We start from the raw sequence: 13,127 nt of genomic DNA, 5'->3' as shown, positions 1-13,127 counted from the left end.
TGTGGTTTTTACTCAACAACCCCAACCCGGTAGCAGCATCCCCTTGACCATGAGTGCGGTTGGGGTCTTGGTAAGCTATTCCGGGGGAGGGTCGGTTGCCCTCTTCTAATGTGTTCTGGTTGAACGGGTTTTCTTAGAACACACAAAGGTAACGGAGTATAAGACATATTGTGTCTGCCCTGAACCATCTCGCCCTGTCATGACAGCGAACCATCCTATCTAAGGTACGGATCAAAGGCTTGTAGGTAAAATTGTGTGTCTGCTACCGGGTACTTTGCCCTGTCACCACAACGGATACAGCCTTGAATAACCACTCAATTAGTGGTTAACTCCGGTACAACACCCAAGAATGGTCCTCAAAACCTCCGCTACCGATGCCCTACCTCTGACGGACCTCTGAAGAAAAACGGTACCACCAGCGCAGGAAAACCCGATAACGATGCACCAACTGCGGGGTCTCAACAACCATTCAACACCTCAAATTCACCCAACGGAATTAGCTATGCTTTTATCGCCTGGAATACCAGCATTAGCTTTCAACACGCAAAGCCCCGTAAAAGTACCCGCCAATTCCAGCTGTATATGTAAGCCGGTACTGGGACGTCATGTATTCATACTCCCGTTCACCCCTGTTACGAAGTACAGCTCGACGGGATCTACTTTGGTGCAGATTATGGCATATGTCGCCATAGCCGCGTCGTTCTTATATCGTCTATACAGACAGGAAATTGGGTTACGGAATAGAATGTTGCCTGTTCTAATGTTCCTAACCTGAAGTGTGGGTGGGGCTAAGCCGTATTCTGTTGAAGCTCTTACACAGTATCCCTTACCCACTAGAAACCCTGAACAAGTCAGAATTGTAGGATGATTACTCTGAATATCTATAGCGGTTCTGGAGGTTTTGAAGGTGCCGATACTCTGCTAGAAACTCGCTGAGGAGCACTGCTTGCGGCGTGTGTAGCCATAAAGTACTGCGAGGCTTGTCCACTATTACTGTCCACTAGCAGGGTGCTCATGAAGGAGAACGGCTGGATTACAACGTAGATAACCGCTAAGTGCACAGGGGGACTATAGGATAAAGGGATAGGCGATGTCCCAAGGCGCCCGTGATAAGGTTCGTCAAATTGTGGCTAAGCAAGTAAGATACTGTCAGCATGAGACATTGACATCGCCGATGAAACTAAGCTGATTGTAGTAGAGCCATCGCATGCTAGTATCCCCTGGAATCTTAGGGTGAAACTAATTGGTTAAAAGCTGTTTTAGTAAATATGGGGTTTATTGCTAGCCTCGACTTCTGACTCGGTCTGCGGTCGAAGCTGTCCTACGATCTTTCCTTGGTAACGCAGTCTTGCAGTATGAGGGTCTTATCCGTGGAACTTATAAGCTATAAACGGGGGTCTCTGGAAAGGTATGGTTCACATACATACATGTCACCCGGAGAATAGGGGAACGAGGCAATTTATAAGGCACCAAGTCTGCTTTTGCTCATACCGCTAAGTTTATCCTGAGATGCTATCCCGCAGAATAACGAGTCTTATAATGGTACGCGCGGCTTATAGCCAGCGCAGGTGACTGTGGTTGCCCCGTAAAATAAGCTGTGAGCGTGAGAAAGCGACACAAAGTGTAGAAAACCTGGCTATGACTGGCAGCTACCACCAACCTTCGGTAGGCTAGAACGGGTTAGCGGTAGGCGCATCCACCGCGTCGATCACAAGATAAAGGAGCAGGCAATGTCCCAGGACGCCCGCGAGAAGGCCCGCCAAATTGCGGCTAAACAATCAAAGCGCGGCAATGTAGCGACGAACCGTCGATGGATACAACTTACCGTACTCGGCGTAGTCGTTGTTATTGTTTTCGTTATTGGTTTTGTTTATATCAACGGTCAGAACAATAAAGTACCCGAATCGGGTCCTGTGCCTGCGAGTTCGAATGAGTACGGCGGAATTGTGCTGACTAAGGATGGAATCGTCCAAAACTCCTCAACACGAGACACCCGTAACTATAAGGAACTAGGGGACTCTAACGCCTCCTACACTCCCTCGGTGAACGGTACCCCGCAGGCGGGCAAGAAACTGCCGCTCGGCGTTCAGTCGGCAGATGAAGCCTCTAAGAACGGCAAACCGGTGCGCGTGACGATTTTCCAAGACTACAATTGCGTGCACTGCCATGAGTTTGAGGATCAGTACGGCGAGGAACTGAAGAAACAGGTTCAAGAGGGCAACATCGAACTCGAAATCCGTAACCTGACCTTCCTCGATCAGAATTCGCCCACCCAGTACTCGGCACGTACCGCTAACGCCGCATACGCCGTTGCTAACCAGGTGAGTGCAGATAAATTCTTGGACTTCCAGAAAGAACTGTTCAGTCACCAGGGAACCGGTGACCTGAACAACCAGCAGATCGCCGATATAGCATCTAAATACGGTGCAAATATCGGTTCGGATATGAACGATAACAAGTGGCGTTCTCTTGTGGATGTCGTGACCGCAGAATCCTCGAAGAACGACATTGGGGGCACCCCGACCGTTTTTGTGGATGGTGAACAGTACACCAGCAATGACTTCACTGGCTTCCTGAAGGGGAAGATCGACGCCAAGAAGAATAACAATAATCCGCAGCAGTAATATAAAAGGATTCGCCCGCAAGCGCTAAGCCTGCGGGCGAATCCTTTCTATTGTGTAGCCTCAAAGGATACTGACACACTAGTTTAAGATTCCAATGCATGATTCTACATGAGAGGGCATCTCTGTTAAGGCTCATCGACCGTCTAACATTTTCTGAGTCGTATGAACATAGTTCGAAATCTAAAAGACTTAAAAAGTATAGTAATACGGGAAAATAGCGTTTAAGTAGACACATATAAAAACAGTGAACACGATAAACTTTTATAACATCCACTTTTGAATTAGCATCCCTGTGCGTTTGCTGTACACTAGAAGACGTTGCCTCCTTAGCTCAGCTGGCCAGAGCATCGGTCTTGTAAACCGAGGGTCACCGGTTCGAATCCGGTAGGGGGCTCCACGAAAGTCCTGATTCATGCGTTACGCAGCTGATGCGTTGAATCGGGACTTTCCCCTTACAGGTCGTTAGCATTATATGAGACCACACACACCGATTTACAGAGCAGCACAGGACACGCGATATTATGGCAGCAGGTCAACCCGCAATGCATCAGCAAGCGGCGCAAACCCCGACTGTATCATCACCCTCAAACTCTTACCCCCTCGAAAACTTTATTGAAACTCGGGGATTCCGCCCCGAAATTCAGGGTCTGCGTGCATTCGCAGTACTCCTGGTAGTGCTATACCATGTCTGGTTTGGTAGGGTATCCGGCGGCGTGGACGTCTTTCTATTCATCTCGGCGTTCCTGCTCTCACTCTCGAATATGCGCAAAATCAACGAGGGCAGGCCGCTTAACCTCTTCACATACTGGCTACACGTGTTCCAACGCTTGCTTCCGGTAGCGACCGTAACCATTGCGGGAACGACCATCGCATCATTTTTTATCCTACCGCCAAGCCGCTGGGCCGATATGCTCGCGGATGCGAAGGGATCCCTCTTCTATTACCAGAACTGGCATCTTGCTTTTAACTCGGTAGATTACTATGCGCAAAACGCAGCATCGAAAACCCCGTTCCAGCACTTCTGGTCGCTGTCTATTCAGGGACAGATTTTTATTCTGTGGCCGTTGCTCTTCGCGCTGGTCGCATACCTTGTGCACCGTTTCCGCTGGAATCTGTTCACGACAACCATTTTGGTTTTCGACACGGTCTTTGTGGCATCTTTGACGTTTTCGATTATCGAAACTGAGACGAACCAGGGGTTTGCGTACTTCGATACCCGCACCCGTCTCTGGGAGTTTGCTGTCGGGACGCTGCTCGCCATGGTAACCCTCAAATGGAAGGCCCCTGAGAAGGCGCGCGTCATCATGGGGTGGATCGGCGTTTTTGGGCTTGTGACCTGTGGCGCCTTCCTGCCCGTGCAGCGCTCCTTTCCCGGATTCTTAGCGCTGTATCCAGTAGTTTCAGGCGCTCTCGTCATTATGGCGGGCCGTACCAACAGCCGGTGGGGTGTAGACCGCTGGTTGGTTTCTAAACCTCTGCAGAGTCTCGGCAATATCTCCTACGCCCTGTACCTAGTACACTGGCCCATCCTGATCCTGTACAGCACTGCTGTAGAGAAACCCCACGTGAACTTTCTCGAAGGAACCGCCATTATTGCGGTATCTATTGGCTTAGCCTGGGTTCTGATCCAGTTCGTGGAGAAACCGCTGCGTTACCGTAAAGACCCTTTCATTCCCTGGCTGATGAAAATACTGCGGTTTAAGAGGGTTTTCGCGGTCAAAACGTGGGCCGATCAGCTTGCCTTCCTGGCCGCAACCTTTTTACTGGCAGGAATACCTCTTGCCGGTGCGCAGGCGTGGGTAAACTACTCCAATACTCAGGCAAGTATTCAGGCAGAAACACAGACCCAGACTGCAACCGATAATCACCTAGGTGCTCGCGCCATCGGCACAGATCAGGCACTCATGCACGACGACCCTATCCCCAATGGTGATTTGAAGAATCAATACGAGATGTTGAGCGACGGCAAATGCGAAGGCAATTTTGCCCTCTCTCATGACTCACTCAAGAAGTACTGCTCTTCGCAGAAGAACGGAACAGATGATTCGCCGCTTATGATGGTCGTCGGTAACTCCCACGCGGAACAGGCAATGGCCATGTTCAAACCCGTTGCCGAGCAGTCCAAAGTTAATATGCAGTCGATCCTCTTAGGCGGATGCCAGTATCCGCAGCAGGATGCATCATCCTCGAACGAGTGCGCCGAGTTTAACCGAGACGTCACCGAAGAAATTCTGCAGCGTAAGCCGCAGACCGTGGTGATTATCGCAACCATCGCGGAGGCGCGGTCTAATGAGGAGCGCATCGACCCGGCCTTGGAGGAAACGGTCAAGAAATTCACGGACGCCGGAATACAGGTGGTCGGCGTGCGTGATAACCCGCGGTACGACTACAACGTATATGAATGTGCGCAGAAGGCAGGAGACAGCCTGGAATCCTGTGCACGCCCGGTCTCTGAGAAACTGGCTGAGAAGAACCCCGCCCAGGAAGTTTTCGATAAATATAAGGATAAGGGCGCGGTACTGGTAGATATGACCGACCTGTACTGCCCGGACGGAATGTGCCAGCCGGTGATCGGGAACGTCTACGTATACATGGACGAGAACCATGTGAGCAAGGCATACGGGCGTACCATGGCGAAAACTATGCTCGAACGCGCCGTCAAGGGTGGCTGGATACCCACCGGAATGCTCTCGCTCTAAACACGTGCCAAGAATATACGATGCCGTGTCTTCTTACCGGAAGGCACGGCATCGGTACGTCCGGAGTCTTGAGTCTCGGTGAACGGCAGCCGCAAACCTATTCCGGCATATAAAATTTCTGTAGGCATTTTTATGGTGTCTTCAGTACCCTCATACTTATCTAGTTGCTCGTGCAGAACCGAAAGGAAGGTAAATCATGAAAACCGTAACTGAGCGTACTCTGCGCGTAGACAACGTGAGCCTAGGATACGGCGCACAGCCTATCGTCAAAGACCTGAGCTTAGATTTCCCGCAGGGCAAGGTCACCGCCATTATCGGCCCCAACGGATGCGGTAAATCCACGCTTCTGCGGGGTGTTTCGCGACTCTTGCATCCCCTTGACGGCGAGTTTTTGCTCGATGGTAAGCCTACGCATCAGTACTCCATGAAGGGGTTCGCACGCATGGTCGGGCTTATGCCGCAGCATCCTATTGCGCCTGAAGGCATTACTGTTGCCGATTTGGTTTCGCGGGGACGCTATCCCTATCAAGGGCTTTTCAAACGTAATAGTGCCGAAGATGATGAGGCGGTAGCCTGGGCTCTGGAGGCCACCGATACGATGTCGCTCGCCGAACGTCAGGTAACCGAGCTTTCCGGCGGTCAGCGCCAGCGTGTGTGGATTGCGATGGCGCTTGCGCAGGAGACCGATATTCTGCTGTTGGATGAGCCGACCACGTACCTTGACCTGGCGCATCAGGTGGAGCTGCTGGATTTACTGGCGGATCTGAACGAAGAACGCGGCACCACCATGATTATGGTGCTGCACGAGCTGAATCTCGCCGCTCGCGTTGCAGACTATCTGGTCGCCATGAAGGACGGGCAGATCGTCAGTCGCGGATCTGCTCACGAGGTGCTGACCTCCAGAAATCTTAACGATATTTTTGGGCTCAAGGCCGAGGTTGCCGATCCATTTAGTGACGGGAGCGTGGTGGTGGTGCCGCATCATCGGTCTGCGCACGCTTCGCAGAAGATACTGGACGACGTGAACCCGTGAAATAAGACTTAATAAAACAGGAGCGAGAAACCCGAACAAAACGCGGTTACGGTATGTTTGAGTTTGCTGCACGATTGGTTTGTCCTGCCTGAAACCGCACGCAGCTGGATGTCTGCGGTCGATACCTAAGACAGACATATTATTCATGGGATACTGGCGGGTAGATAATACCAAAAGTTAGGAAGTACCTACCATGCTCAAACTCGATAAAAATGCCAGACTGCACGGCGAACCTGTGCGTTATGTGGCAATGGGCGACTCGTTTACCGAAGGCGTGGGTGATGTCGATACCGACCGTCCCAACCAGGTGCGTGGCTGGGCAGATCGCGTTGCGGAAGCTATCGGCTCAGTCGATGCTCAGGCGCAGTACGCTAACTTGGCGATCCGCGGGCTTTTGATGTACCAGATTGTCGATCAGCAACTGGAGGCAGCCTTAGAACTGAGACCGAACCTTGTTAGCTTCTACGGCGGCGGCAACGACATTATTAGCCTAAACGTGAATATAGATGAGATTATCTCGCACGCAGAGCGAGCCTTTGCGGCTCTGCGCGCGCAAGGAATCGAGGTTCTGACGATTACGGGTCTGGACGTGAAGGGAGAGGGACCCTTTGCTCGAACCCGTCCGCGTACCGCCCTGTATAACGAGCTTCTGCGCACGGTGGCGGATGAATACGGTGTGCACATTATCGATTACTGGCGTATGGACGATTTTCTGGACTGGCGGCTGTGGGCTGATGATCGTCTGCATATGAATGAGTTGGGGCATCAGCGCTTTGCATACCATGTGCTGACGCAGCTTGGGCTGGGGCATCTGGCGCAGGATGTGAACCTTATCGCCGGTGAAGAAGAGCCTCCGCCGCTGCGTGAGAGAGTTGCCGAAAGTGCGTATTGGGTAAGAACGCATGCTCTGCCTTGGATGGGCCGGCAGCTGACTGGGCGCAGTTTGGGGGATGGACTAAGCGCGAGGTACCCGAATTTGGTTCCTGCCGCTGGTCTTGGCGAGCCGGTAGAACTCGAAGAATAACCTGCCGTATGCCGTAAAATACGGGTTTCTACGAGTTAAGATGTTAATCTCACATTTAAAATTTCAACGATGTAATTAGACGTTTGTCACATGGATATCGACAAGGGATGAAAACTTCGTCATGAACTACCTTAAACTCCCTTGTGACTTGAGGAAACAGCGAGAACTGGTAGAATAAGCGGGTAACTCTATCGCGGCCTTTCGGCGTGCCCGGAAGAAGTCTGTATCAAATGGTTACCCCTCAAAATCCAAAAAATCCTTGGTTTTTAAGGGGAGTTTCTGGCGTGCAGGCTTGCGTGAGTTGCTGGATTTACCTAGAATTTAACGCTGTTCGTAGTGGTGGAAACGCCTCTCGACACTAAATTATGCTTCACCGTTTTTCCCGCGGCGGGGATTGACATCTGGATCTCACCCAGATGCCGGTCTCAAACACTCTAGCCCGGAGAATAACCCGGTGCTTCTACATTGGTGACGGGACGTACGAGTAACATCGACTGCGCATCCGTCAGAAAAGTCAATCAATAAGGAGTGAAACATGGCAGCAGTCTGCCAGGTGACCGGAGCTGTTCCCGGCTTTGGACACAGCATTTCGCACTCGCATCGCCGCAATAAGCGTCGATTCGATCCGAACGTTCAGAAGAAGACCTATTGGGTTCCTTCGCTTCGCCGTAAGGTGACCCTGAACGTGTCCGCTAAGGGCATTAAGGTTATCGATGCTCGTGGCATTGATGCCGTGGTCGCAGAAATCATCGCACGCGGGGAGAAGATCTAGTACATGGCATCAAAGGCTAAGGACCTGCGTCCTATTATCAAACTCAAGTCCACTGCAGGCACCGGGTACACCTATGTAACCCGTAAGAATCGCCGCAATAATCCTGACCGTATGGTGCTAAAGAAGTACGATCCCGTGGTTCGCAAGCACGTTGACTTCCGAGAGGAGCGCTAAGAATGGCTAAGAAGTCAAAGATCGCTCGTAACGAGCAGCGCAAGGTCATCGTCGCTCGCTACGACGAGAAGCGTCGAGAACTGAAGAAGACGCTGGTGAACGAGAACGCTACCCCCGAGGAGCGCGAAGCAGCACGTGTAGCTTTGCAGAAGCTACCCCGCAACGCATCTCCCGTCCGCGTTCGCAACCGTGACCAGATCGACGGTCGTCCGCGCGGTACCTTCCAGAAGTTTGGTATCTCCCGCGTACGCTTCCGCGAGATGGCACACCGTGGCGAATTGCCCGGTATTACTAAGTCAAGCTGGTAATTTCTGGTATTTTGTACCTAGGCGAGTTATTTTTCCTCGTGAAAAGCAGCTCGACTTAGTCTGAAAAAGATAAGTCTCAGGAAGGGGCACCCCAAATGGCTAAGAACCGTACCGAACTTGTTGCAGAGGTAGCAGAGAAGTCTGGCAAGAGCCAGGCAACCGTGAACGCAGTGCTCGACGCAGTGTTCCAGGCTTTCGAGACCTCCGTCTCTAAGGGCGAGAAGATCACCATCCCCGGCTGGTTGGCTATCGAGCGTACCGACCGTGCAGCTCGTACTGGTCGCAACCCGCAGACCGGTGAAACCATCCAGATTCCCGCTGGTCACGGTGTGAAGCTGACCGCAGGCTCCAAGCTGAAGGCAGCAGTCGCTACCAAGAAGAAGGCCACCAAGGCCACCTCCAAGAAGAAGAAGTAACTTCTTGAGACTTCTAGGACCTGATAGGGGCTCCCACCACACGGTGGGAGCCCCTATGTTTATGGTTTGTTTTCTCTGTCTGAGAGCTTCTGCCCCCGATACCAAACTCCGTTTGAAAAGGTTGTCAGGACGGGATAAACTACCGGGGACGGAATCTTATTTTTCTAAAAACTTCACGTTGAACATACGCGTCGCAACATTACGCTGTAATGCCTTTCGCCCCAAGAAAAGTGGACAACACCTTGTCGCCTAAAAGTCTCAATCAGGTTAGCTAAAATAGTAGTAAGTAATGTTGCAGCCTGAAAATATATCCTGTTATGACACAGAAATACTCAGAAAGACATACCGTGACCATCGTACCGAGAAAGTATAGCGCTCTTCCGTTAGCCCTTGCAGGGCTTGGTTTGTTGAGCGCGTGTGCATCCTCCGAACCTCAGGATCCGGTGACTCCCGCCGTGGTGACAGTGACTGCATCCCCCTCAACACATGGTACGGCTGCGGAACCTTCGGCAACCTCTAACCCCTCGGCAGATCCCGCCCATGCCCCCGCCGCGACCCAGGGTAATGGGGGAGAAGGAAATACTGCTGGCGGCTCGGTGAATGGTGATACTAATCAGAATCAGCCCGGAACCGGCGGGAACAATACGCCCGCGCAACGTAACAACGGTGGATCTCCGACCGAACCCAAGGTGAATGTGAATGGCTCCTGGACCCACACGAACTCCGAAGGCGATAAAATCACCGTTGAGACGAGCGGTGCGTGGGAGGTTATCAAGAGCGACGGCGAGGTCATTAGAGTGAGCGCAAGCGGCGCATGGACCCAGACCGACCATGATGGCGAGGTTATTACGGTTAACGCCGACGGCTCGTGGTCAGTCTCCGAGAATGGCATTGTTGAGGATGAAGAAGACCGGCCTGAAATCCCTGCAATTCCTGGAAAACCCAATAATCCGGAGGCGGCAACTCCGGTAGCCCCTGCAGCTCCGCGTTAAGATGCGGTTCTATGTAGAAAACTGGTATACACAACATATAAATATAAATGTGTAAGTATTATTAAATACTTTATATGTAAACTTTATAAGTATTTCACCCTGTTCTCAAAATATCTATAAATCAAATGGTCCTTGCGTAAAGATCTCTGTGGTCGACTGCTCGGGTGATATTCTACTAAGCTGAGCTTTCTTGTGTTTCGGCATTTCTTGTTGTTGGGTGTATGCCTCTTGGTGCGCGAATGAAGTTTTTCCTTGTGGGGCAGGGGTTTGCGTGTCGGGAGGATAGAGATCTTCACATAGAACTCTCGTAAGTGTAAAGAAAATATATATAAAAATGCTGATTAACTTTAATCAGTAGTTTCACGTCCGAGATTTTGAAGTGTTTCCCAAGATATTCTTGAGGGTACCCGCAGAAATTAACGTGATATTTTTCAAGAAACGTGTTAATGGATAGCTTCAAGAAGCGGAACACCTTTAGAATAGATGTATCCCTTCTTCCGGAAGGACTATTTATCCCGCAACGACGCTCTTCAGTGGGGATCGCTATAACACCATGTTTTTCGGTGCTGTGGTGCGCTCATGCTGAACGTCTGGGTGGTCGCAACGGGACGTCATCACCGGTTTATAGAAAGAAATGCAATGAGCATGAAGAGAACCTACGCCGTTGTATCGGTGGCTGTGGCGAGTATTCTTGCCCTGAGCGCCTGCGGCTCCTCAAATGAGGCGTCTTCCTCCGTAACGTTATCGCCCAACAGCAGCTCCTCAAGCTCAAAATCTTCTCCCACGAAATCTAAGTCTCCAAGTCCCAGTTCCTCGGCGAGTCCATCCCCTTCTGCGACGGCGACTGAAACCGCAACCCCCGAGCCTGCGGATGTTACTCCCTCTTCAACCGCCGAGAGTAATACTACAGGTGAAGCCGTGAATGCTCCCACGCTCACGGATGCGGCAACAGCCCCCGAATCTCCGGCTGCTAATTCTCCTGAGGAAAGCGCAGCAGCTGGTGGTGCAGATGCGAATAAAAATGTCGATGAAGCGGCGAAGCCGGCTGACGACTCTGGTGGAAGCAACTCCGGGCAGCAGGGAAATTCTGGAGATCAGGGAGGAGCAGGATCCGCAAATAAAAATGGCGGTTCGCAAGGATCTACCGGCAACAAGGGAAATGGCGGTGCTTCTAGTATCAAGGTGAACCGCGATGGTTCGTGGTCTCAGACCGCTGCGGATGGAAGCACTATCAAAGTTGATTCCGATGGCTCGTGGAAACGCAAGAATGCCGATGGAACCCGAATTCGTGTGTACGACGACGGATCGTGGGTGCAAAAGTATCCGAATGGAAGCGAATTCGGCGTCACCGATAACGGCGAATGGTACTCCTCTAATGGATGGCGAATCTCGTCCTACACGCCCCCAGCGCCCACGCATCCTGGGCGGGGGACGGCTCGTCCAGCACAGCCTAAGCGCGCTGTTTGGCAGGGACGCGGGTAATAAAAAACGGCTGACTGTCTGCCCTGAGATGGGAAAATACGTGAAAACTGTAAAAATTATAGCGAGTCTTGCTCTGGCATTTGCTTCTGCTCTGACGCTAAGCGCTTGCGTTGCTCATAGCTCCAGCGGTTCGGCCGCCTCTCCATCGGTGTCGAAAACCCCTAAGCCTTTTCCGTCCGTAACGGTACGCAGTATGGAGGAACAAACCACACAGGTTTCCTCGGATGGTTCATGGTCTTATGTGTCCAATGATGGTTTGCAGGTGAAAGTCAATGCTGACGGTTCTTGGACTAAAACCGGGATTATGGGCGAGGAAACTGCGGTGTCGGCAGATGGGTCATGGACCCATAAAGCTCGAATCGAGATTGCAGAGCAGGGAACAGTGCAAGGCTCCCAGGCTAGGGTGCAGGCGGATGGTGGCTACACGACTGTGAAGAAAGGCGGGCAGCCCGGAACTACGAAACCTACGGTTCCTCAGATGCCTGAAAAACCTGCAAACCCTCAGGCGGTAACGCCTAAGACCCCGGTTGAGCCCTCGTATGCTCTGCAATAGTTTGTGACTGCGACCTCTGTCGTGAGGACTTTCAGGAGTTGAAGCGCCACATCCATGAAAGCTAGGATGCGGCGCTTCGGTTTTTCATCCGCCCGCGATAAGAGTGTGCGGTACGGGGGTATATCCCCTTTTATTCCCGGGGAAATTCGGGGTTTACAATAGGTACATAAAACCTTAATATGATCTTTAAGTTTCTTAGGATAAATACAGGTTTGTATAGGGTCAACATAGGTAGATCCCGTAGAATGAGGGTATTTCCGGGCAGGGTATAGCCCCTATAATTTCAGTTTTGTGACGCGAAATTTTCGGGTACTGAACAGTAATTCATCATCAGAAAGATTACGCACATGATCACCAAGAAAACTTCCGTCCTTCTTTCTCTAGCTGTAGCAGGCGTTGTAGCCATTAGCGCATGCGGTGCCAATAACTCCAACAACGCTTCGAACTCTTCATCGGCATCCGCCTCTGCATCTGAGACTCCCAAGGTCTCCGCCTCCGATGGTTCGGTCACTGTGAATAATGGCGATACCTCTGTTACCGCTGGGGCTGACGGTAATATGCAGATGAAGAACGGCGATTCCACGGTATCTGCTGGTACTAACGGCAGAGTGCAAGCGGATAACGGCTCGGGGTCGAGTGCATCCGTATCCGCTGGAAATAAGGGCGGCGGTGCTGGCTCGCATACTGTTTTATCTGATGGGTCGTGGACTTACACTGAGGCTGATGGCGATAATACTACTGTGAGCTCCGATGGCTCATGGGTTCGCACCGAGACTGATGGCGATATTACCACTGTGAGTTCCGATGGCTCATGGACCGTTAAAGATGGTGGTGATGTAACAACTGTAAGCGCTGATGGCAGCTACACCGTTCAGGAGGATGGCAAGCCGTCCACGAAGAAGCCAAGCCTTCCGGATCTGCCCAATAAGCCCGGCGACTCTAAAGCTGTAACTCCTAAGTCCCCAGTTCAGCCAACCACTGCCGGCTAGATTATTCTAGATAGAGAGTCGATATGCCGTGCGTTGCCTCTGACGCGCTACGGTAACTACT

At 51.6% G+C, this 13,127-nt stretch carries 13 protein-coding genes and 1 tRNA gene; 13 read left to right on the top strand and 1 reads right to left on the bottom strand.

Features of this window, described 5'->3' with window-relative positions; translation table 11 throughout:
* The first annotated feature begins 1,730 nt into the window (after positions 1-1,730).
* The 3 genes from HMPREF3164_RS07640 to HMPREF3164_RS07630 all read left to right on the top strand — a co-directional run bounded on the left by HMPREF3164_RS07640 (position 1,731) and on the right by HMPREF3164_RS07630 (position 5,323).
* The gene (locus HMPREF3164_RS07640; RefSeq protein WP_048752850.1) at positions 1,731-2,624 is read left to right on the top strand and encodes a DsbA family protein; all 894 of its coding nucleotides are present in this window, start codon (positions 1,731-1,733) and stop codon (positions 2,622-2,624) included.
* Positions 2,625-2,944: 320 nt separating this feature from the next.
* A tRNA-Thr gene (locus tag HMPREF3164_RS07635) sits at positions 2,945-3,021 on the top strand.
* A 145-nt stretch (positions 3,022-3,166) separates the two neighbouring features.
* Positions 3,167-5,323 carry an acyltransferase family protein gene (locus tag HMPREF3164_RS07630; protein ID WP_048754520.1) on the top strand — a complete coding sequence of 719 codons (2,157 nt, stop codon included), beginning with the start codon at positions 3,167-3,169 and terminating at the stop codon, positions 5,321-5,323.
* Here HMPREF3164_RS07630 and HMPREF3164_RS11520 read toward each other — a convergent pair.
* Positions 5,320-5,451: a hypothetical protein gene (locus HMPREF3164_RS11520; protein WP_256387507.1), complete on the bottom strand. Its 132-nt coding sequence runs from the start codon at positions 5,449-5,451 to the stop codon at positions 5,320-5,322. The two genes, HMPREF3164_RS07630 and HMPREF3164_RS11520, sit on opposite strands and share 4 nt — an antisense overlap.
* Positions 5,452-5,519: 68 nt before the next feature.
* On the opposite strand from HMPREF3164_RS11520, the gene HMPREF3164_RS07625 reads away from it, so the two are divergent.
* From HMPREF3164_RS07625 to HMPREF3164_RS07575, 10 genes are all read left to right on the top strand, one after another.
* On the top strand, positions 5,520-6,356 hold the full coding sequence (locus HMPREF3164_RS07625) for an ABC transporter ATP-binding protein (RefSeq protein WP_070450155.1): 837 nt from the start codon (positions 5,520-5,522) through the stop codon (positions 6,354-6,356).
* A 193-nt stretch (positions 6,357-6,549) separates the two neighbouring features.
* Entirely contained in the window at positions 6,550-7,380 is an 831-nt protein-coding gene (locus HMPREF3164_RS07620) for an SGNH/GDSL hydrolase family protein (protein WP_070450151.1), read from the top strand.
* Between the two features lie 535 nt (positions 7,381-7,915).
* A complete protein-coding gene (gene rpmB, locus HMPREF3164_RS07615) occupies positions 7,916-8,152 on the top strand; it encodes a 50S ribosomal protein L28 (protein ID WP_004005966.1) in 237 nt (78 codons plus the stop codon).
* Positions 8,153-8,155: 3 nt separating this feature from the next.
* Positions 8,156-8,326 carry a 50S ribosomal protein L33 gene (rpmG, locus tag HMPREF3164_RS07610; protein ID WP_004005967.1) on the top strand — a complete coding sequence of 57 codons (171 nt, stop codon included), beginning with the start codon at positions 8,156-8,158 and terminating at the stop codon, positions 8,324-8,326.
* A gap of 2 nt (positions 8,327-8,328) precedes the next feature.
* The gene (rpsN, locus tag HMPREF3164_RS07605; RefSeq protein ID WP_004005968.1) at positions 8,329-8,634 is read left to right on the top strand and encodes a 30S ribosomal protein S14; all 306 of its coding nucleotides are present in this window, start codon (positions 8,329-8,331) and stop codon (positions 8,632-8,634) included.
* 95 nt (positions 8,635-8,729) lie between these two features.
* A complete protein-coding gene (locus HMPREF3164_RS07600; RefSeq protein ID WP_004005969.1) occupies positions 8,730-9,050 on the top strand; it encodes an HU family DNA-binding protein in 321 nt (106 codons plus the stop codon).
* A gap of 317 nt (positions 9,051-9,367) precedes the next feature.
* Positions 9,368-10,042 (top strand): hypothetical protein, encoded by a 675-nt coding sequence (locus tag HMPREF3164_RS07595; RefSeq protein ID WP_168160762.1) that lies wholly within the window; start codon positions 9,368-9,370, stop codon positions 10,040-10,042.
* A 639-nt stretch (positions 10,043-10,681) separates the two neighbouring features.
* Positions 10,682-11,524 carry a hypothetical protein gene (locus tag HMPREF3164_RS07585; RefSeq protein ID WP_070450139.1) on the top strand — a complete coding sequence of 281 codons (843 nt, stop codon included), beginning with the start codon at positions 10,682-10,684 and terminating at the stop codon, positions 11,522-11,524.
* A gap of 40 nt (positions 11,525-11,564) precedes the next feature.
* Entirely contained in the window at positions 11,565-12,077 is a 513-nt protein-coding gene (locus HMPREF3164_RS07580) for a cell surface protein (RefSeq protein ID WP_083297369.1), read from the top strand.
* Between the two features lie 347 nt (positions 12,078-12,424).
* On the top strand, positions 12,425-13,066 hold the full coding sequence (locus tag HMPREF3164_RS07575) for a hypothetical protein (RefSeq protein ID WP_070450133.1): 642 nt from the start codon (positions 12,425-12,427) through the stop codon (positions 13,064-13,066).
* Positions 13,067-13,127: the final 61 nt, after the last annotated feature.

This window comes from Rothia sp. HMSC08A08 (genome assembly GCF_001808385.1).
GTDB lineage: Bacteria > Actinomycetota > Actinomycetes > Actinomycetales > Micrococcaceae > Rothia > Rothia dentocariosa.
Note: the sequence above shows the minus strand (reverse complement) of the source record. Positions and strands in the feature narration are given on the sequence as shown.